This is a genomic window from Paracoccus sp. P2 (genome assembly GCF_046335115.1).
Taxonomy (GTDB): domain Bacteria; phylum Pseudomonadota; class Alphaproteobacteria; order Rhodobacterales; family Rhodobacteraceae; genus Paracoccus; species Paracoccus pantotrophus.
In genome coordinates this window covers 65,375-89,257 of the sequence record NZ_JBGOSN010000016.1, presented here as the reverse complement: position 1 = coordinate 89,257, position 23,883 = coordinate 65,375, and the positions used below count along the sequence as shown (strand labels likewise).

The 23,883-nt window shown below is 66.3% G+C and carries 25 protein-coding genes; 8 read left to right on the top strand and 17 right to left on the bottom strand.

What is annotated here, in order from left to right; genetic code table 11:
• The first annotated feature begins 74 nt into the window (after positions 1 to 74).
• The 5 genes from ACDP63_RS12275 (at position 75) to ACDP63_RS12255 (ending at position 4,251) form a co-directional block, all read left to right on the top strand.
• A complete protein-coding gene (locus ACDP63_RS12275) occupies positions 75 to 1,124 on the top strand; it encodes a glycosyltransferase (protein ID WP_024844145.1) in 1,050 nt (349 codons plus the stop codon).
• A gap of 292 nt (positions 1,125 to 1,416) precedes the next feature.
• Positions 1,417 to 2,190 carry a LamB/YcsF family protein gene (locus ACDP63_RS12270; protein WP_024844146.1) on the top strand — a complete coding sequence of 258 codons (774 nt, stop codon included), beginning with the start codon at positions 1,417 to 1,419 and terminating at the stop codon, positions 2,188 to 2,190.
• A 1-nt stretch (position 2,191) separates the two neighbouring features.
• Positions 2,192 to 2,896 carry a 5-oxoprolinase subunit B family protein gene (locus ACDP63_RS12265; RefSeq protein ID WP_051419559.1) on the top strand — a complete coding sequence of 235 codons (705 nt, stop codon included), beginning with the start codon at positions 2,192 to 2,194 and terminating at the stop codon, positions 2,894 to 2,896.
• Entirely contained in the window at positions 2,893 to 3,870 is a 978-nt protein-coding gene (locus ACDP63_RS12260; RefSeq protein ID WP_024844148.1) for a biotin-dependent carboxyltransferase family protein, read from the top strand. The genes ACDP63_RS12265 and ACDP63_RS12260 overlap by 4 nt, the downstream gene beginning before the upstream one ends.
• A gap of 186 nt (positions 3,871 to 4,056) precedes the next feature.
• On the top strand, positions 4,057 to 4,251 hold the full coding sequence (locus ACDP63_RS12255) for a DUF1127 domain-containing protein (RefSeq protein WP_024844149.1): 195 nt from the start codon (positions 4,057 to 4,059) through the stop codon (positions 4,249 to 4,251).
• A gap of 209 nt (positions 4,252 to 4,460) precedes the next feature.
• Here the strand turns inward: ACDP63_RS12255 and ACDP63_RS12250 are convergent, their stop codons facing one another.
• The 7 genes from ACDP63_RS12250 to ACDP63_RS12220 all read right to left on the bottom strand — a co-directional run bounded on the left by ACDP63_RS12250 (position 4,461) and on the right by ACDP63_RS12220 (position 12,251).
• The gene (locus tag ACDP63_RS12250; RefSeq protein WP_024844150.1) at positions 4,461 to 5,219 is read right to left on the bottom strand and encodes an SDR family NAD(P)-dependent oxidoreductase; all 759 of its coding nucleotides are present in this window, start codon (positions 5,217 to 5,219) and stop codon (positions 4,461 to 4,463) included.
• On the bottom strand, positions 5,216 to 5,629 hold the full coding sequence (locus tag ACDP63_RS12245; protein WP_024844151.1) for a hypothetical protein: 414 nt from the start codon (positions 5,627 to 5,629) through the stop codon (positions 5,216 to 5,218). The genes ACDP63_RS12250 and ACDP63_RS12245 overlap by 4 nt, the downstream gene beginning before the upstream one ends.
• Before the next feature lie 8 nt (positions 5,630 to 5,637).
• Positions 5,638 to 6,570, bottom strand: a complete 933-nt coding sequence (locus ACDP63_RS12240; RefSeq protein ID WP_024844152.1) for a 3-keto-5-aminohexanoate cleavage protein — start codon at positions 6,568 to 6,570, stop codon at positions 5,638 to 5,640.
• Between the two features lie 18 nt (positions 6,571 to 6,588).
• A complete protein-coding gene (locus tag ACDP63_RS12235) occupies positions 6,589 to 7,524 on the bottom strand; it encodes a 3-hydroxyacyl-CoA dehydrogenase (RefSeq protein ID WP_147427499.1) in 936 nt (311 codons plus the stop codon).
• Positions 7,525 to 7,533: 9 nt separating this feature from the next.
• Positions 7,534 to 10,050 carry a branched-chain amino acid ABC transporter ATP-binding protein/permease gene (locus ACDP63_RS12230; RefSeq protein WP_024844154.1) on the bottom strand — a complete coding sequence of 839 codons (2,517 nt, stop codon included), beginning with the start codon at positions 10,048 to 10,050 and terminating at the stop codon, positions 7,534 to 7,536.
• Between the two features lie 7 nt (positions 10,051 to 10,057).
• The gene (locus ACDP63_RS12225; RefSeq protein WP_409928089.1) at positions 10,058 to 10,933 is read right to left on the bottom strand and encodes a branched-chain amino acid ABC transporter permease; all 876 of its coding nucleotides are present in this window, start codon (positions 10,931 to 10,933) and stop codon (positions 10,058 to 10,060) included.
• Between the two features lie 76 nt (positions 10,934 to 11,009).
• Positions 11,010 to 12,251: an ABC transporter substrate-binding protein gene (locus tag ACDP63_RS12220; RefSeq protein WP_024844156.1), complete on the bottom strand. Its 1,242-nt coding sequence runs from the start codon at positions 12,249 to 12,251 to the stop codon at positions 11,010 to 11,012.
• A gap of 146 nt (positions 12,252 to 12,397) precedes the next feature.
• Here ACDP63_RS12220 and ACDP63_RS12215 point away from each other — a divergent pair, with 146 nt between their 5' ends.
• Positions 12,398 to 13,057 (top strand): GntR family transcriptional regulator, encoded by a 660-nt coding sequence (locus ACDP63_RS12215; protein WP_231486682.1) that lies wholly within the window; start codon positions 12,398 to 12,400, stop codon positions 13,055 to 13,057.
• Entirely contained in the window at positions 13,054 to 13,821 is a 768-nt protein-coding gene (locus ACDP63_RS12210; protein ID WP_024844158.1) for an SDR family oxidoreductase, read from the top strand. The genes ACDP63_RS12215 and ACDP63_RS12210 overlap by 4 nt, the downstream gene beginning before the upstream one ends.
• Positions 13,822 to 13,903: 82 nt before the next feature.
• On the opposite strand, the gene ACDP63_RS12205 is transcribed toward ACDP63_RS12210, so the two are convergent.
• The 10 genes from ACDP63_RS12205 to ACDP63_RS12160 form a co-directional block, all read right to left on the bottom strand.
• Positions 13,904 to 14,677, bottom strand: coding sequence for a hydroxypyruvate isomerase family protein (locus tag ACDP63_RS12205; RefSeq protein WP_024844159.1), 774 nt, complete (start codon positions 14,675 to 14,677; stop codon positions 13,904 to 13,906).
• A gap of 259 nt (positions 14,678 to 14,936) precedes the next feature.
• Positions 14,937 to 15,512 carry a peroxidase-related enzyme gene (locus ACDP63_RS12200; RefSeq protein ID WP_024844160.1) on the bottom strand — a complete coding sequence of 192 codons (576 nt, stop codon included), beginning with the start codon at positions 15,510 to 15,512 and terminating at the stop codon, positions 14,937 to 14,939.
• A 21-nt stretch (positions 15,513 to 15,533) separates the two neighbouring features.
• The gene (locus tag ACDP63_RS12195) at positions 15,534 to 16,520 is read right to left on the bottom strand and encodes an MDR family oxidoreductase (protein ID WP_074990559.1); all 987 of its coding nucleotides are present in this window, start codon (positions 16,518 to 16,520) and stop codon (positions 15,534 to 15,536) included.
• Positions 16,502 to 17,374, bottom strand: a complete 873-nt coding sequence (locus ACDP63_RS12190) for a TetR/AcrR family transcriptional regulator (RefSeq protein WP_409928088.1) — start codon at positions 17,372 to 17,374, stop codon at positions 16,502 to 16,504. Before ACDP63_RS12190 ends, ACDP63_RS12195 begins: the two co-directional genes overlap by 19 nt.
• The gene (locus tag ACDP63_RS12185) at positions 17,328 to 17,489 is read right to left on the bottom strand and encodes a hypothetical protein (RefSeq protein ID WP_179921640.1); all 162 of its coding nucleotides are present in this window, start codon (positions 17,487 to 17,489) and stop codon (positions 17,328 to 17,330) included. Before ACDP63_RS12185 ends, ACDP63_RS12190 begins: the two co-directional genes overlap by 47 nt.
• 19 nt (positions 17,490 to 17,508) lie before the next feature.
• A complete protein-coding gene (locus tag ACDP63_RS12180) occupies positions 17,509 to 17,712 on the bottom strand; it encodes a CoA transferase (RefSeq protein WP_024844163.1) in 204 nt (67 codons plus the stop codon).
• 485 nt (positions 17,713 to 18,197) lie between these two features.
• Complete coding sequence (gndA, locus tag ACDP63_RS12175) at positions 18,198 to 19,601, bottom strand: NADP-dependent phosphogluconate dehydrogenase (protein WP_024844164.1); 1,404 nt, start codon at positions 19,599 to 19,601, stop codon at positions 18,198 to 18,200.
• Positions 19,602 to 19,774: 173 nt separating this feature from the next.
• Positions 19,775 to 21,079 carry a TRAP transporter large permease gene (locus ACDP63_RS12170; protein ID WP_123130179.1) on the bottom strand — a complete coding sequence of 435 codons (1,305 nt, stop codon included), beginning with the start codon at positions 21,077 to 21,079 and terminating at the stop codon, positions 19,775 to 19,777.
• Positions 21,080 to 21,124: 45 nt separating this feature from the next.
• The gene (locus ACDP63_RS12165; RefSeq protein ID WP_024844166.1) at positions 21,125 to 21,715 is read right to left on the bottom strand and encodes a TRAP transporter small permease subunit; all 591 of its coding nucleotides are present in this window, start codon (positions 21,713 to 21,715) and stop codon (positions 21,125 to 21,127) included.
• A gap of 1 nt (position 21,716) precedes the next feature.
• Positions 21,717 to 22,703, bottom strand: coding sequence for a TRAP transporter substrate-binding protein (locus tag ACDP63_RS12160; protein WP_036747373.1), 987 nt, complete (start codon positions 22,701 to 22,703; stop codon positions 21,717 to 21,719).
• A 242-nt stretch (positions 22,704 to 22,945) separates the two neighbouring features.
• On the opposite strand from ACDP63_RS12160, the gene ACDP63_RS12155 reads away from it, so the two are divergent.
• Entirely contained in the window at positions 22,946 to 23,878 is a 933-nt protein-coding gene (locus tag ACDP63_RS12155; RefSeq protein WP_024844168.1) for a LysR substrate-binding domain-containing protein, read from the top strand.
• Positions 23,879 to 23,883: the final 5 nt, after the last annotated feature.

Sequence of the window (23,883 nt, the reverse complement as noted above, 5' to 3'; positions counted from 1 at the left end):
CGCCCTCACCGGTGCTCCATTGACTCGCGTTGCTTTCTTCAACATGTTTTCTGGAAATCAGCTTCCCGGGTGCCATGGTACGTCGCTATCTCTTCCTTTGTCCCGACACCCAAACGGCATCGGGGGGGATCGCCGTCATCTATGATACAGTGGCTGCGCTGTGCCGGGCGGGCTATGACGCCGCCATTCTGCACAACAGCCCGGCCGCCGGCTATCTTGATCATCCGGACAAGCCGCCGCGCTATTATACCTACGACTATTATATCGCCCGGCAAAGACTGGGGCTCGACGGAAAACGGGCCCGGCTCATGTCGCCGTTCATGCTTCTGGGCCAAAGGTTTCGCGGCGGGCCTCTGGAGCCATTGCGGCCCGGCGCAGACGATATTCTGGTCATACCGGAATTCATGATCACGGCCGCGATGACGGCTTTCCCAGGTTCCCGTCTGGGCGTATTCGTACAAAACCCCTTCGCCTTCCAGGAGGCCCATGCAGAAGCCATGGAGAAAGGGCTCGACATCCGCGAGCGCGCGGAGTGGTTCCTGGGCGTGTCGAAAATCTGCCTTGATCAGTTCGACCTTCTGAATATCGAAACCGGCTATCATCTTCCGGTCTCCATGAAGCCCGAGGATTTCCCCTTTCGCGAGAAAAAAGAGCGGTTGATCACCTATATGCCGCGCAAACGGTCGGCAGAGGCACGGCAGATCGTTGACGTGCTGGAGCGTCGAGGTCGATTAAAGGGATACCGGATCGAAGAAATCGACAACATGCCGCGCCTGGACGTGTCGGATTACTTGCAACGCAGCCAGTTTTTCATCTCGCTGCTGCGCATGGAATCAATCGGCTTTCCTGCCGCCGAGGCAATGGCGGCGGGCTGCATCGTCGTGGGCTACACGGGGCTTGGCGGGCGGGAATATTTTACCCCCGAAACCGGCATTCCCGTGACCGAGGATGATACCCTGGGTCTGGTGCATGCTCTGGAAGCCACGGTGGCTGAATATGCCACTGCGCCGGCACGCCTTGATGCCATTCGCCGCCATGCAAGCGAGGTGGTCAATGCCAGTTACAACAGCGCCACCTTCGAAGCGGCGCTGCTGAGGATTTGGCGCGACCTTGATGCGCGTTGAGGAACATGCCTTGCGGGGAAGACGTTATCCGGAGCAAGGCCAGGCGGGGATTCCCCGGTGCCGCGGTGTTCTTGCGTCGGCGTTTTCCTGCGGCATGCCTGCCGCAATCACCGCACCGATGGTCCTGACGCAGAGGACATGAGGCTTCGCCACCGCAGCCGGCCTCTGGACGAAAGGGCGAAGGCGTGTTCCATCTGGGCTTCGAGATGCTCGCCACCTTGGCCGGGAACGACGGGTTGCGCCGCTGGCGCGCCCGGTCGACAGGCCGGGCGGCCGCATGCGGGAGGACGGAATGAAGATTGACCTGAACTCTGACCTTGGCGAAGGCTTCGGGCCCTGGACGATGGGGGACGATGCCGCGATGCTCGATGTCGTCACCTCGGCCAATATCGCCTGCGGCGGCCATGCCGGCGACCCCGAAACGATGTTCGCCACCCTGCGGCAGGCGGCGGAACGCGGCGTCGTCATCGGCGCGCATCCGGGCTATGCCGACCGCGAGGAGTTCGGGCGCCGGGTGATCCCCATGCCGCCCGCCCGGATCGGGCGGATGGTCGCGGCGCAGGTCGGCGCCTTGCAGGGCATCGCCGCGCTGGCGGGGGCGCGGGTGCGCTATGTCAAGCCGCATGGGGCGCTTGGCAATCTTGCCGCGGATGATCGCACCGTCGCGGATGCCATCGTCGCCGCGGTATCGGCCTTGCCGGGAAATCTGGCGGTGCTGGCGATCTCGGGGACCGATCTGGAGCTGGCGGCGCGCGCGGCAGGAGCCGAGGTATTCTCCGAGATCTTTGCCGACCGCGCCTATCTGCCCAACGGCAGGCTGGTTCCCCGGTCACAGCCCGGCGCGGTGCTGCATGATGTCGAAGAGGTCGCGGACCGCCTGATCCGCTTTCTGGAGACCGGGCTGATGCCGGCGATCCAAGGCGCGCCGATCCCGCTGGCCGCGCAATCGGTCTGCGTTCACGGCGATACCGCGGGCGCGGTTTCCATGGCGCAAGCCATCCGGGCGCGGCTGGGCGCGGCGGGAATCGCCGTCGCACCCTTCCTGCAGGTCGAAGGCCGGGCGTGACATGGGCGCTGCCGCCAGCCCTGGCCGCTGCTTTCCGGTTTTCAGCCCCGTGGCCGAGCATGGCATCCTGGTGGAGTTCGGCGACAGGATCGACCCTGGCATCCACGCCCGGGTGCTTCAACTGGACCGGGCCCTAGCTGCGGCGCCCTTTGACGGTTTTCTCGAGGCGGTTCCGGCCTATGCCGGGATTCTGATCCGGTTCGACCCCCTGGTCTGCGATCACGCCATGGCCGAAAGCAAGGCCCGGCAATTATGCCAGCAGGCCGCGCCGGCCGGGGAAAGGCCAGGCTTGCGCGAGGTTCTGGTCTGCTATGACGACGGTCTTTCTCCCGATCTCGCGGCGGTGGCCCAGGCCGCCGGCCTGTCGCAAGAGGCCGTGATCGCCGCACATCTGGCCGGGCAATACGAGGTCTTCATGTACGGCTTTGCGCCGGGATATGCTTATCTCGCCGGCGTGCCGGAGGCGATCCGCATGCCCCGCAAGCCCACCGCGCTGCGGGGCGTCGCGGCGGGCAGCGTCCTGATCGCGGGCCCGCAATGCCTCGTTTCGACCATCACCATGCCGACCGGCTGGTGGAATATCGGCCGATCCCCCACCCGCATCCTGACCGACGACCCCGAGCGGCCGTTCCTGTTCGACATCGGCGACCGGGTGCGGTTTCGCCGGATCGGCCGTGCCGAATACGATGCAGAGGTCGGGAAATGAGCGGGACGGTTCTTTCGGTCGGTTTCGCCGGGCCGCATGTGTCGGTGCAGGACGGCGGACGGCCGGGGCTGATGCGCTATGGCGTGCCGGGCTCGGGCGCGATGGATCGCCGCTCGTTCGCCGCGGCGAATATCGCGCTTGGCAACCCGGCCGGCGCCCCCGGCATCGAGATCTCGCTGGGCGGGCTGGCGCTGGAATGCCTTTCGGGCACGGTCAGCTTCGCGGTCGCGGGCGGTGGTTTCATCGTCGAGCATGCCGGCACCAGGCGCAGCTCATGGACCGTCGCGACCTTGCGGGCCGGGGAAAGGCTGACCGTTCGTCCGGGGCCATGGGGAAGCTGGTGCTATCTGGCCTTTGCCGGGCTGCTCCGATCGCCGCGCTGGCTCGGCAGCGCGTCCACCCATGCGATTTCGGGCTTCGGCGGCGGTCGCCTGGCGACCGGCGCGCGCCTGGTGATCGCCGATGCCGCGCGGCGGGAAGAGCGCGAGGGCAGCATCCCATGCCCGGTCGCCGCCCGGCCCCGCAGAGAGCTGCGCGTCACCATGGGGCCGCAGCAGCGTTTCTTCAGTGCAGAAGCGATCTCGGCCTTCCTTTCCGGCACCTGGCGCATGACCGATGCATGGGACCGCATGGGGGTCCGGCTGGCGGGGCCTTCCATTGCCCCCCATGCCGCCTTGGACATGCCATCCGAACCCATCGTCAGGGGATCGGTCCAGATTGCGGGCGACGGCGTGGCCACGGTTCTGCTGGCCGATCACCAGACCACGGGCGGCTATCCAAAGATCGCGACAGTGCTGGATTGCGACCTCGATTCCTTTGTCCAGCTGCGGCCGCGGGATGCGGTGGCATTCCGCCCCGTCAGCCCCGAGCAGGCGATCAGCCTGTCGCGCACGGCGGCAATAGGCGCAGCCACCTATTTCCGCGCCCTCTCGAACACCAGGCAGAAGCCTCGCGCAGCGGCCCGAGGCGGATAACCCGGATCCGCGCGCCATCCCAAGCCGCCCGCCGGACGGCACGAGGCGCCTGCCGGCCGTCATGCTGCGGCGCAGAATGCATGGCTGCTTTGCCGGGATCGCGACTACTGCCCGCGCTGTGCCCGGACTATATCCGCCTTGTCCGAAACATGCCCGCTGGATGGGCAAGATGAAAAAGGTGCCAAGATGTCCGCTGTCGAACTGAGCCATAACCATGCCGCCGGTAGCCTGGGTCAAGTCTTTGCACGCCTGACCGCACGGATCGCCGCCTGGAACGATGCCCGCATCACCCGCCGCGAGTTGAGCCGGCTGACGGATCGCGAACTGACCGATATCGGCCTGACCCGCGGCGATATCGAGCATGTCGCCCGCGGCCTCTGAGACTCCCCATCGATGAACGGACCCCGCGGCGATGCCTCGGGGTTTTTTCATGCGCGAGGCCGAAATCCGGGGCGCGGGCGCCATGTCCGCGACGGGCGAACAGCAGCGGCCCAAGATGTCGCCCAGCCGGCCCCGGCTGGCCCGGATTCGCACCGCGGCCCGCACCGTTCCGGGCCAATTCCCGATAGGGGGAACGGTTCAATGCGGCCTCATTCGGCGGTCCAGCCTCCGTCCAGCATCATCGCGCTGCCGGTCATCAGGGCAGAGGCGTCGGACGCCAGATAGAGCGCGGCACCCGTGATGTCGCCCACCTGACCCAGGCGGCCCAGCTTGATCATGCGCAGGCAATGGTCGCGAAAGGCCGGGTTCTCGAAATAGGGTCGCGTCAGCGGCGTTTCGATGAAGGTCGGGCAGATCGTGTTCACGCGGATGCCGAAGGGCGCAAGCTCGATGGCGCTGGCCTTTGTCAGCCCCTCGATTCCCCATTTCGTCGCGCAATAGACGGAACGGTCCGCCGCGCCGATATGCCCCATCTGCGACGACATGTTGATGATCGACCCGCCCCGCCCCAGATCGCGCATCCGCCGCGCCACGCTTTGCAGCGCAAAGAAGGCCGCGCGCAGGTTGAGGCCCGCGATGGCATCGAAATCCTCTTCCGTGACCTCGACCAGCGGGCGCGGGCGGTTGGTGCCCGCGTTGTTGACAAAGATGTCCAGCCGCCCCAGCCCCTCGGCCAAGGCACGGAAAGCGCCCACGTCGGTCACGTCGCAGGGGATGGCGCGGGCCTTGAGGCCCTGCGCCACCAGCGCCTCGGCCGCATCGGAAATCTCGGCCGCGCTGCGGGCGCAGAGGATGACCTCGGCGCCGGCCTGCGCATAGACCTCGGCGATGGCGCGGCCGATGCCTCGGCCCGCGCCCGTGACCAGCGCGACACGGCCGTTCAGCGAGAAATCGGGCATCGGGTTCATCGGGCAGCCTTTCCGTAGCGGATGGCGTCGCCGGCATGGCGGCGGACGCGGATTTGGGCCTGTTCGGCATGACCGGCAAGGCCCTCGATCATGCGCCGGCGCAAGCAAGGGCGCGCTGGCGTCGACAGGGCGTGATCGGTCCCGATGGCCCTGTCGCCGCCTGCGACATGGGAGTGCGGGCCAAGGAACGGCGCGCCGTAAGTGAGCCCGTGCGCCGGATACAGGCCGTCGCGGTCGGTCATCCGCACATGCCGGTTGGCGATGCCTTTGGCGGCCCGCAACATCCCGTCACGGATTGCCCTGCCATGGTCCCGCCACCAGGCGGTCGCCTCGACCCTGTCGCGGAGGCGGCAGGTGTCCCCAGTGCGGGCGGCGGCGGCGCGACCGGGTTCCAGATCGGTGATTGCCATGATTTCCCCTAGAAATTGACCTGATCGCCGCCCTTCAGCGCCAGAAATTCGCGCGCTTCGGCGGGCGTTGCGACCTCAAGGCCCAGCCCCTCGACGATCTGCCGCGCGGCGCGGACCTGCTGGGCATTGGTTTCCGCAAGGCGGCCCTTGCCCGCCCAGAGATTGTCCTCCAACCCGACGCGGATATGCCCGCCCATCGAGGCCGACATGGCGGCGATGTTGAGCTGGTTGCGCCCGGCGCCGAGCACCGACCAGCGGTAATCCTCGCCAAACAGCCGGTCGGCGGTGCGCTTCATGTGCAGCACGTCGTCGGGATGCGCGCCGATGCCGCCCATCAGCCCGAACACGGTCTGGATGAACAGCGGCCCGCTGACCAGCCCGCGATCGTGGAAATGCTTGAGGTTGTAGAGATGCGAGGTGTCGTAGCACTCGAACTCGAAGCGGGTGCCGTTCGCGCCAAGCGTGGTCATCACATGTTCCACATCACCGAAGGTGTTGCGGAAAATGATGTCCTTGTTGCCCAGGTAATCCCGCTCCCACTGGTGCTTCAGCTGGGATTGATAGCGGCCGAGCATGGGAAACAGGCCGAAATTCATCGTACCCATGTTCAGCGAGGCGAGTTCGGGGCGATAATGCTGCGCGGGCTGGATACGCTCGGCGATGCTCATGGTCGGCGCACCGCCGGTGGTGATGTTCAGCACGGCATCGGTTGCCTGCCTGATGACGCCAAGAATGGGGTTGAAGGCCTCGACGCTCTGGTCGGGGCGGCCGTCGCCCTCGGCTCGGGCGTGCAGATGGACGACCGCCGCGCCCGCCTCGGCCGCGCCGATGGCCGCCTCCGCGATCTCGGAGGCCGAGACCGGCAGATAGGGCGACATGGACGGGGTGTGGATTGCCCCGGTCACGGCGCAGGTGATGATGACTTTGCCTTGAAGGCTCATGGCTTGCTCCTGAGGGTCTTATCGTTGGGACTGGTCGGCCAGATGGCGGGCCAGGGCGGCTAGGCGGCCGTCGCGCCAGTCCTGGCGGGCGCGGATGGCCTGCGGGGTCGCGGCGTCCGGGAAGGCCGCGCCAAGGATTGCGGCGGCCTCGGGCGTGAAGGCCTCGGCGCGGGCGGCGGTTTTCGCCAGGTCGGCCATCATCTGCCCGTAGCGGCTCAGATAGTCCCCCGCTCCGCCGGGCGCGTTGAGATTGATCGTCTCCATCGGGCCCATGAAGGCCCAGCGGCGACCAAGCCCGTGGCGGATCGTGTCGTCCAGGCCCTGCGCATCGACATAGCCCTGTTCGATCAGGCGCAGGCTTTCGGCCAGCACCACCGCTTGCAGGCGGTTCAGGATGAAGCCGTCGATCTCGCGCTTCAGCACCACGGGCACCTGGCCGGCACGGGCATAGATGGCGCGGGCGCGGGCGGTGACAGCCGGGTCGGTGAAGGGGGCGGGGGCGATCTCGACCACCGGGACCAGATGCGGCGGGTTGACCGGATGGCCGACGAGGCAGCGCGACGCCCCCGGCAGGCCCTCGGCGAAGGCCGAGGCCATGAGGGCCGAGGAACTGGAGGCGAGGATCACCTCGGGGGCCGCCAGCCCGTCCAGCCGTGCGAAAAGCTCGCGCTTGACGGCCAGAACCTCGGGGCCGCTTTCCTGTACCAGTTCGGCCCCCTCCAGCGCCTCGGCCAGGTCCGGCACGGCGCGGATGCGCGCGGCGGTGGCAGCGGGATCCGCGCCCGCCTGCCCGAAGGGCGCGGTCTGCGCGATCATGGCGGCGATATCGCCGTCCAGCCGCGCCAGCACCTGCGGGTCGTGGTCCCAGACCCGGACCTCGAACCCGGCGCGGGCAAAGACGAAAGCCCAGGCGCGGCCGATCAGGCCCGCGCCGACGATGGCGATATGAGACATACGCCCCCCCTACATCCACAGCATTTCGCGCCGCAGCTCGATATCCTCGGCGATGCGGCGGGATTCGATTTCATGCAGCACGCGACCGCGCTCCAGCACGATGGTGCGGTCCGACAGCGCCAGCGCCAGGTCGAGGTTATGGTCCACGATCACGATCGACAGCCGGTCGCGCAGCTTGTCGAAGGTACGGAACAGCTGCTCGACCACCGCCGGGGCCAACCCCTCGAAGGGCTCGTCCAGCAGCAGGACGCGGATGTCGCCCGACAGCGCGCGGGCCACCGCGGCCATCTGCTGCTCGCCGCCCGACATGCTGTCGGCGGGCGTATCCAGGCGCTCGCGCAGGCGCGGGAAATATTCCAGGATTTCCTCCAGCGACCAATGCGTGCCCTCGCCCGTCTGGCGGCGGATGCGGCCCAGTTCCAGGTTCTCGCGCACGGTCATTCCGGCGAAAAGCCCCCGGCCCTGCGGCACATAGCCGATGCCGAGCCGCGCGATCCGGGCGCTGGACAGGCCCGCAAGCTCGTGCTCCATCAGCCCCACCGAGCCCGAGGACGGCGCCACGATCCCCGTAACCGCCTTCAGCACCGAGGATTTCCCCGCGCCGTTGCGGCCCAGCAGCGCCAGGATCTCGCCCTTGTGCAGATCGAAGCTGACATCCTGCAGGATATGGCTCTTGCCGTAATGCAGGTTCACCTTGTCGAGCCTGAGGATCCGTTCCGCCGAGAATTGCCCCTGCCGCGCCGAGGCGGCGACCGCGCTGGTGCCCGAGCCGATATAGATGTCGCGCACCTCGCGCGAGTTGCGGGCATCGTCCACCGTGCCATCGACCAGCACCTTGCCGTCGGCCATGACGGTGACGTGGTCGGCAAGCTCGAACACGCGGTCGATGTCATGCTCGACCAGCAGCACCGGCAAGCTTTTCGAGACGTCCTTGATCAGCAGGCCCACCCGCTCGCGCTCGGCCACCGAAAGACCGGCAAGGGGTTCGTCCGCCAGCAGGATGCGCGGCTCGGTCGCCAGCGCCAGGCCCAGGTCCAGCAGCCGCTGCCCGCCATAGGACAGCGAACCGGCGCGGGCATTCTCCATTCCGGCCAGACCGACCCAGTTGATCATCTCCTCGACCTTTTCATGGACCTGCGCAACGCTGGCGGTCGAGCGCAGCATGGAGTTGCGGCTGGGATCTCGGGCCTGAACGGCCAGGCGGATATTCTCGCGCACGGTCAGCTCGGGGAAGAGGTTGGTGATCTGGAAGGATCGTCCCAGCCCGAGGTTCGATATGCGGTCCGCCGACTGTCCCGAAATGTCCTGCCCCAGCAACGAGACCCGGCCCGCACTGGTCGGAACGATCCCCGACATCAGGTTGAACGCCGTGGTCTTGCCGGCACCGTTGGGACCAAGCAGGGCGTGAAGCGTGCGGTCCCTGACCCGCAGCGAGACATCGTCGACCGCCTTGATCGCGCGAAAATTCTTGGAGATTCCTTCCGCCACCAGCACGTCGCCGCCGCCGCCATCGCGCCCGGCGATGGCACGGGGCAAGGGATAGTCGCCGGTCCTTCGGTCGGCCATGGCCGCCCCGATCTCGGGCTCGGGAAAGAAGCGGCGGCGGAACTGCGCGCCGATGCCGATCATGCCCTGCCGCGCGAAGATCACGAAGCCCAGGAAGATCAGGCCGAACCAGAGCAGCCAGTTCTCGGTATACATCGACAGGTATTCGCGGAAGAGGATATAGAACAGCGCGCCGAGCGCCGGCCCCAGATAGCCGCGCATTCCGCCGATCACGACCATGGCCAGCAGCTCGCCCGAGAAGATGATCGACATCGGCTCGGCCGAGGTCATGCGGTTCTTGTAAAGCAGAAGCGCCCCGGCCAACCCGGTGATCACGGCCGAGAGGACGAAGGCTTTCAGCTTGTAGCGGCGCACATCGTAGCCAAGCGCCTGCGCGCGGCCATCGTTTTCGCGGATCGCCTCCAGGACCGAGCCGAAGGGCGATTGCAGCACCCGCTGAAGCAGCACGATCACCGCAAAACCCAGCAGGGCCACGAAGACGTAGAAATTGAGGTTGTTGTCCAGCAGCGCCGGGCGCTCGATCCCGCCGAGGCCGTTCTCGCCCCCGGTCACGTCGGTCCAGCGAAAGGCCAGTTGAAAGCCCATCGCCGAAAGCGCCAGCGTCATCAGCGAGAAATAGACCCCGCGCCGCCGCAGCACCAGAAAGCCGACAAGCGCCGCGACCAGCGCCGTCGCGGCCACCGCGACGATCAGCGCAACCGCCATGCTGGCATTGCCCAACGACCGCGCGGTCAGACCCGCGACATAGGCCGCCGTCCCGAACCAGATGCCATGTCCGAAGGACACCAGGCCGGTATAGCCCACCAGCACGTTGAGCCCCATTGCGGCCAGCGCGAAGATCACCACCTCGACCGCGGAATTGGCACCCAGCCCGATCCGGCTCAGCAGGACCGGCAGCACCACCAGCGCCAGCGCCACGATCAGCAGGTTCTTCACCGCCAGGAATTTTTGGGAAGTCATCTGAAACCTATTCAAAGCGGGTGATGCGTTCGCCCAGCAGCCCGCGCGGCCGCAGGAACAGCACGACGAGCATCAGCAGGTAGATGGCCAGCATCGAATATTGCGTATAGCCGATGCCGATCATCAGCCCCTTGACCAGCCCGACCAGCAGCGCGGCCACGACCACGCCCCAGAACGAGCCCAGCCCCCCGATCACCACGACGACGAAGGCGGCCGTCCCGACCTCGACCCCCATCATCGGGTGGACGGGCTGCAGGGGCGCCATCAGCACGCCCGCGAGCGCCGCGATGGCAATGGCGATGGCCACCACCGCCGACAGATAGGGCCGCAGCGAAATCCCCAGCGTGCCGAGGATGTCGGGGTTCTGGATGCCCGCCCGCACGATGCGCCCGAAGGCGGTCCTGTTCAGCAGCACCCAGACCGCCGCCACCGTCGCGATGGCGATGCCGATCAGGAAGAAGCGATAGCGCGAATAGACGAAATCGCCCATGAAGACCTGCCCGCGCAGTTCATTGGGCATGGAATAGGCGCGTGGCGAGGCGCCGAAATACCAGCGCAGGCTCTGTTCGATGATCATCGAAAGCGCAAAGGTCAGCAGCAGCGAATAAAGCGGATCCTCGCGGTAGAAACGGGCGAACAGCGTGCGCTCGACCACCATCGCGACGCCCGCCGCGATCAGCGGGCCGACGATCAGCGCGCCGAAGAAACCGATATGCGGCGTCAGCACCAGCGCCAGATAGGCGCCAAGCGTGAAGAACGCTCCATGCGCAAGGTTGACGATCCCCCCAAGCGAAAAGATCAGCGACAGCCCCAGCGCGATCAGCATGTAATAGAAGCCGTCAAGCAACCCGTTCAGAAGCTGCGAAAGAAAGACCAATGTCATGAAGCATCCCCGTTATCATGCGAGATGATCGGGCGCGTCGCCCGGACGCGCCCTGCCCTTGCGGGTTTTTCCGGGATCAGAAGGTGCAGTCGCCGCCGACCGCGCCCTTGATCAGCTCATCCAGCGGCACCTCCGCGCCGGGCAGCGCGCCCGAGGTGGTGAAGATGTCCCATTCGTTCTGCGCCTCGGACGGATCGAGGGCGGTGACGGCATAGACCTCTTGCAAAAGCTGGTGCGTCGCGGTGTCGAAGCGGCCCTTGCGATCCTTGAGGATGTCGAACTCGGTCGCCGGGTCTTCCAGAAACTCGATCAGCGCCGCAGTGTCGGTGCCGCCGGTCTTCGCGATCGCCTCGGCAGCGATGCGCACGGCGATATAGTCGGAATAGGCCTGGTTTTCCGCGGGCTTGCCATATTTCGCCTGGAAGGCCTGCGCAAAGGCCTGCGAGGCATCGGTCTGCACCTGGTGGGTCCAGATGCAGGGCCAAGTGCCCTTGAAATCCTGCGGCCCGGTCGCCCATGCGATGCTGCTGTTATAGTCGAAGCCGCCCAGCGGGATGTCCAGGCCGAACTCGCCATATTGTTTCATGAAGCTGGCCCCCGAAGTGCCGGCCAGGTTCACGACGATCAGGTCGGGCTGGACATTGCGGATGTTCAGCAGATGCGACGAGAAATCGGTCGCATCGGTCGGGATCAGCTCGTCGCCGACCGCCTGCCCGCCGTTCCGTTCAAGAAAGCCAAGCGCACCGTGGCGCAGGTCGTGCCCGAAAGCGTAGTCGGAGCTGAGGATGAACCATTTCTTGTCCTTCACCATGTCGTTCTGAAGGAAATACTGGCCCTCGGCGTTCACATACATGACGTTCTGCGCCTCGGTATGGAACATGGTGCGCTTGCAGTCGCTGCCGCGCAGCGTGTCCGAATTGGCGCCGGTGTTGATGAACAGCTTGTTCGCCCGCGCCGTCACCTGCGCGATGGACAGCGCCGAGGCCGAAGAGATCTCGCCGATGATCATCGCCAGATCGCCGCGCTCGACCATGCGCTCGGCCTTGGTGGTGGCGGTCTGGGGGTTGACGGAATCCTCCTTCACCACGGTCAGCGGACGGCCGTTGATGCCGCCCTTGGCGTTGATCTCCTCGACCGCAAGATCCACGGCCATCACCGCATATTCGCCCATCGGGCCCAGGAAACCCGTGCGCGGGGTCAGATGGCCCAGGACCACCGGGTCGCTTTGCGCGCGCAAAAGCCCCGGCGCGGCCAGCGTCACAAGCCCCGCCGCCGTTCCGGTCTTGAGCAGCTGTCGCCGGCCAATCGTTCTGATCATGTCTTCTCCTCCCATGAAACCGCGGGGTGATTGCCTGCACAGGCTTGACTTTTCGCCCCATCAGTGTGATCACAGATCATACTGGAATCGAAAGCGGCCCTTTGTCAATGACCGAACTAAGCAGCCCGCCCCGCCCATTGAAAACCGTGTCCCTGACCGGGCAAGTCTATGATGCCATTGCGGAAATGCTGCTGGACGGCACGCTGAAGCCCAGCAGCCGCACCTCGATCCGCGAATTGGGCGAACATCTGGGCGTTTCGACCATGCCGGTTCGCGAGGCGATCGGACGGCTGATCGCACAGGGCGCGCTGGCGATTCAGCGCAACAAGGCAGTGATCGTGCCGGCCATGGCGCCCGAGGATCTGCGCGACCTGGTCCGCACGCGCGTGCTGCTGGAATGCGAGGCCGCGCGGCTGGCAACCGACCGCATCCCCGAATCCGCCATTCACCGCATCCGCGAATTGCACGAACAGTTCAGCCGTGAACTCAGCGCCAACAACCGGGCCGAGGCGCTGACCCTGAACCGCCGCCTGCATTTCACGCTTTATGACGAGGCGCGCTCGCCCAGCCTGCGGCAGTTGATTGCGATCTCATGGCTGCGGGCCGGGCCGATGATCTCGCTGGATCTGGGGCCACATAACGCGATCGAACGCGCCAGCCATTCCGTCGATGCCCACGGCCAGCTGGTCGAGGCGCTGCAAGCGCGCGACCGCGAGGCGGCGGCGGCGGCGATCCGCCTAGACATCACCACGGCGGCCGAGATCATCCTGGAACATCTGGCACATGCGGGGGAAAGCCAACCATGACGCATCAACTCGAAGGCCAGCGCGCCATCGTCACCGCCGGGGCATCCGGCATCGGGCGCGCCATCGTCGATGCGATGACCGAGGCCGGCATGACGGTGGCGACCTGCGACATCGACGCGGCGGCGCTGGCATCGCTGCCCGCAGGGGTTTTCGCCCGGCAGATCGATGTCGCCGACGAAGCGGCGCTCACGGGATTTGTCCGCGATGCCATCGCCCATCTGGGCGGGCTGGACTGCCTGGTCAACAATGCCGGGATCGCCGGGCCGACCGCCCGGATCGAAGACATCGACCCTGCCGATTGGCGGCGGACGCTGGACATCGTGCTGACCAGCCAGTTCCTGAGCGCCGCCGCCGCGGTGGGCGCGCTTCGGGTAAGCGGAAATCCCTCGATCATCAACCTGTCCTCGGTCGCGGGCCGCGTCGGATTCGCGCTGCGCACCCCTTATGCCGCCGCGAAATGGGGCGTCATCGGACTGACGAAATCGCTGGCCATCGAACTGGGCGAGAGCGGCATCCGGGTCAACGCCATTCTGCCCGGGCTCGTCGCCGGCGACCGGCAGCGCCGGGTGCTGGAAGCCAAGGCACAGCAGCGCAATATCAGCTTTGCCGAGGTCGAGGCGGAAGCCTTCCGCTATACCTCGATCAAGGAATACGTGCCCGCCGAGGCCATCGCCGCGCAGGCAATCTATCTTGCCTCGCCGCTCGGACGCCATATTTCGGGACAGGCGATCTCGATCTGCGGCGATACGCGGATGCTGGCCTGAAAAAGCCCGGCCGGCGCCCGCTGCCCCAGACGCTGCATGACAAGGGGCCGGAGCCGGAAACAGCCGCCAGACGTGACGGGTTCTAGGACCGGCCGGGGGATCGCAAGATGTCCAGCCATCCCAGCGTGGCCTCGGTCGGTCCGCCGGGACGGTATTCGGCGCCGACCGGCCGCGTCCAGCCCAGCTCGTCCAGAACCGCGCAAATGTGGCGATGGTCCAGCTCGCCCGAGTCGGGCGGACCGCGATCCGGGACCGAGGCGATCTGCACATGGCCCAGGATGTCGCGATGCGCCCGCAGCCGGCGCGTGATGTCGCCCTCCATGATCTGCAGGTGATAGCAGTCGAACATCAGCCGCAGGTTGTCATGCCCGGCCGCCTCGATGATCCGTGCCGCCTGGTCCGAGCCGGTCAGGAAGTAGCCCGGCGCATCGTAGCGGTTCAGCGGCTCGATCAGGATAGTGATGCCAAGCGGCCGCGCCAGCCGGCAGGCATGATCCAGGTTGGCGCGAAAGACGCGCTCGGCGGCCGGCCCCTCGGCCTGGCCCGCCATGACATGCACCGCACCGCAACCGATGGCAGCGGCATAGTCGACGCTGCGCCCGATCTCGGCCCGCGCCTCGGCCTCGCGCCCCGGCAGCGCGGCAAGCCCGTTTTCGCCCGGCCGGCCGCGCCGGGTATTCAGGCCCAGCATCGGCAACCCGGTCTCGGCCAGCGCAGCAGCCAGATCGGCGGCAGGCAGGTCATGGGGCCAATGGCATTCGACCGCATCGAAACCGGCACGATGGGCGGCGCGGATCGCCTGCGGCAGCGGCAGATCGGTCCAGAGAAAGCCCAGATTGGCAGAAAACCGCGTCATGCATCCCCCCAGGCGATATGGTGCGGCTGCAGCAATCCATCGACCCGGGCCGGTGTCAACAGCGTGGGCATGGCGGCATGGTCCCACGCGGCAGCCGCGCCGTCACCTCGAGGATCGCGCCGGGCGAAAGGCCGGCACGGCTTCCTCGGGACCGGATGGCGACCGCACGACCCGCGGCGCGCATCAACCCTGCGGCCGATCGTTCATGCGCGAATCGGCGGCATCCGACGCGGAGCGCAAGCTGCCCGCCGGCCTGAAGTCAGCGGCCAAGGGCATAGAATTCGTCGTTGGGACGCATGCTTGTCACATTGGCCAAACGGTTGGACATGCCGAAAAAGGCTGAAATGGCCGCGATGTCCCAGGCATCCTCCTCGGTGAAACCATGTGCCTTCAAGGCCTGCAGATCGCTTTCCCCCACATCATGGGCCTGTTGCGACACCCTGACCGCAAAGTCGAGCATCGCCTTCTGGCGCGGGGTGATATCGGCCTTGCGATAGTTGACGGCGACCTGATCGGCGATCAGCGCGTTCTTGGCGCGGATGCGCAGGATGGCCCCGTGAGCGACGACGCAATACTGGCATTGGTTGAGACTGCTGGTCGCCACGACGATCATCTCGCGCTCGGCCTTGCTGAGATTGCCGGGCTTGTCCATCAGCGCGTCATGATAGGCGAAGAAGGCCCGGAATTCGTCGGGACGATGTGCCAGTGCCAAGAAGACGTTCGGAATGAAGCCGGACTTTTCCTGCACCGCCAGAATGCGATCGCGGATATCCTCGGGCATTTCCTCGATTGTCGGGACCGGAAACCGGCTGATGGCGGGTTGACCGTTGCTCATGTGCTTTCCTTTCTTGGAATGTCAGGGATTGGCGATCGGCACGACGACGCGGCCGCGCATGGCACCGGCGATCAGCTGTTCGGAAACCCCGATCACCTCCTCGATTGCGACATGCTGCGTCATGCCATCCAGAAGCGCCGGATCGAGATCCTCAGCCAGCCGCCGCCAGGCCTCGCGCCGCTCGTCCAGGGGGCACATGACGCTGTCGATCCCCGCAAGGGTGACACCGCGCAGAATGAAGGGGGCGACCGTGGCCGGGAACGCCATGCCCCCGGCAAGGCCGCAGGCCGCGACAACGCCCCGGTATTTCATGGAGGCGCAGACATTGGCCAGCACATGCCCGCCCACCACGTCGATCGCACCCGCCCATTGCTCACTGGCAAGCGGCTTGCCCTGCTGGTTGAAATCGGACCGGGGCAGGATGCGCTTGGCGCCCAGCCTGGCCAGATACTCGCTCTCCTCGACGCGCCCGGTCACGGCGGCCACCTCGTAGCCCAGCTTGGCCAGCACCGCGACCGCCACGCTGCCCACGCCCCCCACGGCGCCGGTCACCAGCACTTCGCCGCTTTCGGGCCTGACGCCATGGCGCTCCAGCGCCATCACGCATAGCATCGCGGTATATCCCGCGGTGCCGATGCTCATTGCCCGGGAAAAGCTGAACGCGGGCTCCAGGGGGATCAGCCAATCGCCCTTCACACGGGCAAGCTCGGACAACCCGCCCCAATGCACCTCGCCCAGGCCCCAGCCATTCAAGACCACCTTGTCTCCGGGCCGGAAAAAGGGGTCGGTCGATTGTTCGACGACACCGGCGAAATCGATCCCTGGCACCATGGGAAACCTTCTGACCACCGGCCCCTTGCCGGTAATCGCCAGCGCATCCTTGTAGTTCAGGGTCGAGCAGGCGATGCGAACCGTGACGTCGCCCTCGGGCAACCGGCTTTCGTCCAGTTCGGACAGCGAGACCCGCTGCCCGTTCTCATCCTTCTCGATCAGTATCGCTTTGAACATGTCGGCTGTCCCTTGGAGGTTTCGGATCCGGACCGCAGCATGGCCAGAAAGCCCTCTGCGAAATCGTCAAGCGGGGCCGGGCTTCGCTCAAGCTTCGCCCGCAGGACCGCGCCTTCCCAGCCGATCCAGAAGAACCTGGCAAGCCGGTCGCAATCCGCATCCCTTGCGATCTGGCCTGCCGCCTGCGCCGCCCGAAGACAGGTCGCGGTCCGTCCTTCCCAATCCCGGAACACCGCGGCCAGGCGCTCGCGGAAGGCGGCCGGCAGCACGCCCATTTCCTGCCCGAGATTGCCGATCAGGCAGCCCCGCCGGTAATCGAAACGCGCCATCCCCGCCTTTGCATCCGCAAAGAAGTCGCGCAACCGTTCCAGCGGCGGGCGATTTTCTGCGCCCAGCCAATGATCGAGCTTGCGGGCGAAAAAATCCGCATAGGCATCGACCAGCGCCAGGCCGAAGGCATCCTTGCTGTCGAAGTAATGGTAGAATGATCCCTTGGGCACCCCGGCCGAGGAAAGGATCTCATCGATGCTGACGGTGCTGAACCCCTTTTCCGTCAGGACCGCCAGGCCGGCCCGCACAAGCAGCATGCGCGGTGCATCCGGCCGGCTCTGGTCTTTTCGGGGACGGCCTCGCCTGCGCGGCAGACCTGCGTTCCTTGTTTCTTCCATATGCTTTTTTAGACCGGAGTCCTCCTCAAATCCAAAATAATTAGACCAGTCGTCTTGAAAAATTCCCGGCAGGACCGCGCCCTTCTGGTCATGCTTGCGGGGCATGGAATGAAATCGTTTATATTCCGATCCTTGCGTATTACCCTGCCCCGGGAATGCCCACGGCCGCGCGGCTTTCCCCGTCATGCTCGCCCAGATGCGGCGGCGACAGCCGATAGCTGACGGCGGTGCGCGGGAGCTTCAGGGGCTTGCCGATCATCGGCACCCGGACCCCTTCCGGCCCGGTCATCTCGATGCGCATCTCGCGGGTTGCGCCAGGATCACATGGCCATCCGCGACCGCATAGACCTGGCTGGCGCGATGTTCGGATGCGCATTGCCGCATCTTGGCGGCATCCTGCCCGAAATCAGGCCGTTCATGCCCGCGTTGCTCCGCCAGGCGACCCGGCTGTCCACCAGGGCCAGTTCGACATGCTGTCCCTCGCCGCTCCGGGCGCGATGGCGCGGCGCCGACAGGATGCCCACAGCCGCATGTGTCGGTGATTTCGCGCCCGACCATCGTCTGGACGATCTGGTCGCGCGTCACGTCCCGCGCCGGCGATGCCAGGACGGACCTCATCGGGGCCACGTGATCCGCGGCGGCATTTCCGGCGTGCTGCGCGCGATCCGTGAAAGTTCGGCCGAACGGCGAAAGGAAGATCCGCATCGTCTGCCGCGATGTCGGCTCCGAGGCGCGCAAGGGCCTGAACGCAGGCCCGATCGCCGCGGTCCCGTATCATCCGCGCGGGCAGATCTCGCAGGAGCAGATCAGCACCATGCTCGAGGCGCTGGGGCAGAAACGTCGATCCCCGATGATCCTGCGCATCGTGCCGTTCCAGATCATCACCCCCGAAAACATCTGGCCCGAAAACATCTGGGGCCAGGGCTTCGGCGGCGGGGCTGTCCCGGTCAGGCGGCTTTGCCCATGCCGGATTGGCCGCCTGCGGCCAAGACCGCCCTGGCCGCCCGGTTCACGCCTTTCCGCCCCATGGCCCGTGATGGCTGTCCTGGCCGTCCAGACGGTCGAAGCCATGCGCGCCGAAGAAGTCGCGCTGCGCCTGGATCATGTTCGCGGTGCCGCGGCCGGTGCGCATCATGTCGAACCAGCCCAGCCCCGAGGCCAGCGCCGGCAGCGCGTGGCCGGCCATGATCCCCTGCGCCACCACCTGCCGCAGCGCCGGCATCGCGGTCTCGAGCTTCTCGGCGAAGAAGGGCGCCAGCGCCAGGTTGCGCGACGGATCCTCGGCCAGCGCCGTGGCCATGTCGTTCAGCATGGCCGAGCGGATGATGCAGCCCGCCCGCCAGACCCGCGCGATCCCCGGCAGGTCAAGCTGCCAGCCGAAGGCGCGGCCGGCGGCCTCGATCATCGCGAAACCCTGCGCATAGCACAGGATCTTGCCGGCGATCAGCGCCGCCTCCAGCTCGGGCAGCGCCAGGTCCAGCGCCTGCGGGGCGGCGCCGAAGCGCGCCTCGCCCGCCTTGCGCTCGCCGAGGCGGGCCGAGACGTTGCGCGCCATCACCGCCGCCTCGATCACCGGGATCGGCGCGGCGAGGTGCTGCGCCTCGATCGCGGTCCAGCGCCCGGTGCCCTTCTGCCCGGCGGCGTCCAGGATCACGTCCAGCATCGGCGCGCCGGTCAGCGGATCGGCGGCCCCGGCGACGGCGGCAGAGATCTCGACCAGGTAGGATTTCAGCGCCCCCCCGTTCCAGCCGGCGAAGGTCTCGCCGATGGCGGCGGCCGGCAGGCCCAGCCCGTCGCGCATCAGCCCGTAGACCTCGGCGATCATCTGCATGTCGGCATATTCGATGCCGTTGTGGACGGTCTTGACGAAATGGCCGGCGCCGGCCTCGCCCATCCAGGTGGCGCAGGGGGTGCCGTCCTCGGCCCGGGCGGCGATGGCCTGCATGACCGGGGCGACGCGGTCCCAGTCGGCGCGGGCACCGCCGCCCATGATGGCGGGGCCGTGGCGCGCGCCCTCTTCGCCGCCCGAGACGCCCATGCCCAGGAAGCGCATCGGCAGACCGGCGGCGGCGCGGCGGTTGGTGTCGTGGAAATTGGCGTTGCCGGCGTCGATCACCAGATCCTCGGGGCCGAGCAGCGGCGCCAGCGCCGCGATCTGGTCGTCGACGGCCTGACCGGCGGGGACCATCAGGATGATGGCGCGAGGAGGCGCGATGGCGGCGACCAGATCGGCCAGGCTTTCGGTCGGGACCACGCGCTCCGCCAGCGCCCCGGCCTCGGCATGGAAGCGGCGGGTCACTTCGGCGGTGCGGTTCCAGACCGCGATGGGAAAGCCCTTCTCGGCGATGTTCAGCGCCAGCGCCGCACCCATCGTCCCCAGGCCGATCAGGCCGATCCTAGTGTCAGTGTTCATTATTCTTCTTTGCTCTGGACAGCGCATCCCCGAGGGACGCCGATTGATGATCGAAATGCAGCTGCGCGTTAGGCCGTGGCATGGCGCCTCTGATAGCGCCAACGGAACGGGCAGTCAAAGCTGACCTGCATGGCGCCCCGACAAGAAGGCCAGGGCGCCACGCCCAAACGGGATCAGCCCAGCAGCAGGTCGGGCAGGAAGGTGACGATCCCCGGAAACAGCGCCAGCATGATCGCAAAGCCGATCATGATCAACAGGAAGGGGAAGGTGACCCTTGCGATATAGGCCGTGCTTCGGGCGGTGATGTTCTGGATGACGGCGAAGTTGAAGGCTACCGGCGGCGTGATCTGCGCCATCTCGACCACCAGCACCATGAAGATGCCGAACCAGATCTTGTCGAAGCCCGCGGCCTCGACCAGCGGCAGCACCACCGGCAGGGTGGTCGCGATCATCGAAAAGCCTTCAAGCGCGGTCCCCAGCACCAGATACAGCACGATCAGCGCCACGATCAGCAACATCGGCGACAGGTTCCAGTCGGTCACGACATTTGCAACCGCGGCAGGAATGCCAAGGGTCGAGGTGATATTGCCCAGCACCGATGCGCCAAGGATGATGATGCCCATGACCGAGCAGGTCTGCACCGTCCCCAGGATGATGTCGCGCAGCACCCGCAGGTTCAGCGCGCCCTGCGACAGCGACACGAGGAACGCCCCGACCACGCCCAGCGCCGCGGCCTCGGAAGGGGTCGCCAGCCCGCCATACATCGAGCCCAGCACGCAGAGGATCAGGAACATGACCGGGCCGAGATCCCGCAGGGCGGCAAGACGCTGGCGGAAGGGCATGTGGCGCAAGGCGCGTTCGTTCTCGGGCACCAGGTCGGGCTTGGCGCTGGCGCGGATCATGATGTAGGCGGCAAAGACCAGGGCAAGCAGGACGCCCGGAATGAAGCCGGCGGTGAAAAGCCGCAGGATCGATTCATTGGCCAGCACGCCATACATGATCATCACCGTCGAGGGCGGGATCAGGAATCCCAGCGTGCCGGCACCTGCAAGGCTGCCGATGGCCAGGTCGGGCGAATAGCCCCGCGCCAGCAGTTCCTTCAGGGTCATGCGGCCGACGACCTGCGTCGTCGCGGCCGAGGAGCCCGAGATCGCCGCAAAGATCGAGCAGCCGACGACATTGACATGCAGCAGCCGGCCCGGAAGCAGGCCCGCCCAGGGCGCCAGGCCGCTGAACAGGGTCTCCGACAGGCGCGTGCGAAACAGGAACTCGCCCATCAGGATGAAAAGCGGCAACGCGACCAGGTCGGGCGTGGTCAGGATGTTGAACAGGTATTGCGGAAACAGCCTGTCGACGGGCAGGCCGGTGAACATCATTGCCAGGCCGATGGCCGTGGCCAGCAAGGCGATTCCGATCCAGGCCCCGATGGCCAATGTGCCGAAAAGAAGCCCGAACAGGCTTGCGACGATAGCGCCCATGTTTCTCCCCGATATTCCTGGTTTCGCGCGCAGGGGCGCGGTGGCTTACTCGATGGCGCTCGCGGCACCGAGGCTGGGTTTGTCGACAGTGTTGCCGCTGATGGCGGTGACGAGTCGGGCAACCATCTGCAAGGCCAGCACGGCCGCGCCGATGGTCAGCACCAGCTGCGGGATCCACAGCGGCGTGAAACTGTCCTGGGAAACCTCGCCATAGCTCCAGGTGCGATGCGTGAACTGCGCAAGCCAGACCGCCAGGGGAAGCGTGACAACAGAGCCGAGGATGGCAGCGAATATCTCGAACATCCGGGCGTAGCGGCCCTTGCCCATCGACAGCAGCAGCTCTACCCGCAGTTGCAGGCCCGCGCGCAGCGTCATGCCCGAGCCGAGCAGGAAGGCCGCGCCCATCAGATAGGCGCTGTATTCCCAGCCGATCCCGGTGCCCGTGGGAAAGGACGGGACATAACGGCTGATCAACGCCATCGCGGTGTCGATCAGCACGAGCAGGGTCAGGCCCAGGACACAGAGACCGGCAAGCCAGGCCGCGACCAGCGAGGCAAAGTCCGCCGCCCTTTGCAGGGCAGCGACAGCACCGCGTTCAGCGACGGCCTCGGAGGCGACATGCTGCTCTCCGGCCATCTCAGTTGCCGCCTTTCGACGCGAGATAGGCATCGGCGATCGGCTTGGCGGCGGGAACGCGGCTGAAGAACTCTGCCTGAACCTGCTTGGCTTTCTCGGCGATCTGGGCCTTCAGCTCGTCCGAAAGCTCGACCAGCCGCATGCCGTGGCCGGTCATGATCTCGATGCTGTTCTTGTCGCTCTCAAGCGAGCTTTCCCAGAATTGCGGCTCAAGCTCGGCCGCGACCTTCTCGATGGCGGCCTGCTGTTCCGGCGTGAGCCTGCTCCAGGACTCGAGATTGATCGTCACCGCGTTCGACCCCCAGGTATGGTTGGTCGGATAGATATGGCTGAGAAATTCCCAGAACTTGCCGTCCACGCCCGAGCTGGCCGAGGTCGCAACGCCGCTGACCCGGCCCGAGGCCAGCGCCGGCAAGAGTTCGCCCCAGGGCATGGCGATGCCGTCCATGCCAAGGCTGCTGACGATATCGACGGTGTTCTTGTCGGCGCCGCGCACCGTGATGCCGCGGAAGTCGCCGATATCGTCGATCTGGGTCTTCAGATAGACATACTGGGCCGGCGACGGCACCATATAGAGGATCTTCTGGTTGTATTGCTCGGCCAGCTTCTCGAACTCGGGACGCAGGAAGGCGTGGTATTCCTTCAGTTCCTCCATCGACTCGACAAGGAAGGGCACGCCCTCGGCGCCGAACAGCGGGTTCATCCCGACCTGCTGGCTGATGTTGATATCGGCCATGTCGGCAAGCCCGTCGCGAACCGCACCCAGCTGGTCGGGCCCCTTGAAGCCCAGCGACCCCGAGGAGGCGACATTGATGACGACCTCGCCATCGGTGGCCTCCTTGACGGCCTCCGCGAATCTCTTGGCGTTTTCCGTCATGAAATTGCCGTCCGGCAGCACTTCGGACAAGCTGAGCCGGGTTTGCGCCACAGCGGCGCTTGCAAGGGCAAGCGCAGCCGCAGCCCCCAACGCGATCGGCTTGAGGAACATCAATCTCTCCCTATCCTGGCGCTTACCGCAAGCGAGCCGGACCAACGGCATATCGCTGCGGAGCGACCGTTTTGCAGTTTTGTGACCGTTGCACCTGCCACCCTAGCGACCGGGCCGTCGCCGCGAAAAGAACAGTTCGGTCTGACATGATCGCGAATGCTTATACATCGGTGCGCAGCAGGCGCCGACCCAATAGAATGGCCGCCGCGGCCGGAAGAATCGCGCCTCAGGGAAATGTTATCATGGACATACGCAGGCTTTACGCCTTCATGAAGATCGTGGACATCGGCAGCATCACCCGCGCCTCGGCGATCCTGCACATCGCCCAGCCGGCACTGAGCCAGCAGATCGCCGCGCTGGAAACCCATTTCGGCAAGCCGCTTCTGCTGCGCTCGAAGCGCGGCGTCATCCCGACCGAGGCGGGCAAGGTTCTGTATCGCCATTGCCAGATGATCATCCGGCAGATGAACCAGGCCGAGCAGGACATCGCCACCTCCTCCGAGGAGATTACCGGCGCGGTCAGCGTCGTGTTCGCGCCGCTGGGCCTGGGTTCGCTGGTGGCGACGCAGCTGATGCGGACCATCCGCGAAAAGCACCCGGGCATCCTGCTTTATGCCAATGAGGCAGTCGGCGGCGGCGTGATCAGCGAACAGATCATGACCGGCAAGACGGACATCGCGCTGATCTTCGATCCCGGCAAGATCCCCAGCCTCAGCTTCGAGCCGATCTCGACGGAAGAACTGCATTTCATCGGAACGCAGATCGCCGAACCGGAGGATGGCGAGATCTCGTTCGCCGAGGCCGTGTCCCAGCCGCTGATCCTGCCAAGCCCGATCCACACCGTCCGCCAGGTGATCGAGACCACCCTGTCGCGCGTCGGGACCAGCGCCCAGGTCGTCGCCGAGACCGAGTCGATTTCCTACCTGTCGAACGCGCTGGCCGAGGGGCTGGGCTGCACCATCCTGCCCGCATCGGCGGCGCAGGCCGTGCAGCGCCGCGTCGCGGGTGCCCGAAGCTACCGCATCCGCCGCCCCAACATGAAGGTCGCGATGGCGATCTGCGTCTCGGCTCAGCTGCCGCTTTCGGAAGCAGCCGCCGTGGTGCGCGATCATCTGGTGCGGCTGGCGACCGAGGCGGCGCGGTCCCCGGCGGCCTCCGGTTCAGGCCAAGGCTGAGGCCT

Coding starts and splice junctions, on each gene's coding strand:
- ACDP63_RS12245 (WP_024844151.1), bottom strand. CDS start 5,629: ATGGCAATCACCGATCTGGAACCCGGTCGCGCCGCCGCCGCCCGCACT.
- ACDP63_RS12270 (WP_024844146.1), top strand. CDS start 1,417: ATGAAGATTGACCTGAACTCTGACCTTGGCGAAGGCTTCGGGCCCTGG.
- ACDP63_RS12255 (WP_024844149.1), top strand. CDS start 4,057: ATGTCCGCTGTCGAACTGAGCCATAACCATGCCGCCGGTAGCCTGGGT.
- ACDP63_RS12205 (WP_024844159.1), bottom strand. CDS start 14,677: ATGACGCGGTTTTCTGCCAATCTGGGCTTTCTCTGGACCGATCTGCCG.
- ACDP63_RS12210 (WP_024844158.1), top strand. CDS start 13,054: ATGACGCATCAACTCGAAGGCCAGCGCGCCATCGTCACCGCCGGGGCA.
- ACDP63_RS12230 (WP_024844154.1), bottom strand. CDS start 10,050: ATGACTTCCCAAAAATTCCTGGCGGTGAAGAACCTGCTGATCGTGGCG.
- ACDP63_RS12220 (WP_024844156.1), bottom strand. CDS start 12,251: ATGATCAGAACGATTGGCCGGCGACAGCTGCTCAAGACCGGAACGGCG.
- gndA (WP_024844164.1), bottom strand. CDS start 19,601: ATGAACACTGACACTAGGATCGGCCTGATCGGCCTGGGGACGATGGGT.
- ACDP63_RS12200 (WP_024844160.1), bottom strand. CDS start 15,512: ATGAGCAACGGTCAACCCGCCATCAGCCGGTTTCCGGTCCCGACAATC.
- ACDP63_RS12185 (WP_179921640.1), bottom strand. CDS start 17,489: ATGCGCATCGAGATGACCGGGCCGGAAGGGGTCCGGGTGCCGATGATC.
- ACDP63_RS12165 (WP_024844166.1), bottom strand. CDS start 21,715: ATGGCCGGAGAGCAGCATGTCGCCTCCGAGGCCGTCGCTGAACGCGGT.
- ACDP63_RS12170 (WP_123130179.1), bottom strand. CDS start 21,079: ATGGGCGCTATCGTCGCAAGCCTGTTCGGGCTTCTTTTCGGCACATTG.
- ACDP63_RS12275 (WP_024844145.1), top strand. CDS start 75: ATGGTACGTCGCTATCTCTTCCTTTGTCCCGACACCCAAACGGCATCG.
- ACDP63_RS12235 (WP_147427499.1), bottom strand. CDS start 7,524: ATGTCTCATATCGCCATCGTCGGCGCGGGCCTGATCGGCCGCGCCTGG.
- ACDP63_RS12195 (WP_074990559.1), bottom strand. CDS start 16,520: ATGTTCAAAGCGATACTGATCGAGAAGGATGAGAACGGGCAGCGGGTC.
- ACDP63_RS12250 (WP_024844150.1), bottom strand. CDS start 5,219: ATGAACCCGATGCCCGATTTCTCGCTGAACGGCCGTGTCGCGCTGGTC.
- ACDP63_RS12260 (WP_024844148.1), top strand. CDS start 2,893: ATGAGCGGGACGGTTCTTTCGGTCGGTTTCGCCGGGCCGCATGTGTCG.
- ACDP63_RS12240 (WP_024844152.1), bottom strand. CDS start 6,570: ATGAGCCTTCAAGGCAAAGTCATCATCACCTGCGCCGTGACCGGGGCA.
- ACDP63_RS12155 (WP_024844168.1), top strand. CDS start 22,946: ATGGACATACGCAGGCTTTACGCCTTCATGAAGATCGTGGACATCGGC.
- ACDP63_RS12190 (WP_409928088.1), bottom strand. CDS start 17,374: ATGACGGGGAAAGCCGCGCGGCCGTGGGCATTCCCGGGGCAGGGTAAT.
- ACDP63_RS12225 (WP_409928089.1), bottom strand. CDS start 10,933: ATGACATTGGTCTTTCTTTCGCAGCTTCTGAACGGGTTGCTTGACGGC.
- ACDP63_RS12265 (WP_051419559.1), top strand. CDS start 2,192: ATGGGCGCTGCCGCCAGCCCTGGCCGCTGCTTTCCGGTTTTCAGCCCC.
- ACDP63_RS12160 (WP_036747373.1), bottom strand. CDS start 22,703: ATGTTCCTCAAGCCGATCGCGTTGGGGGCTGCGGCTGCGCTTGCCCTT.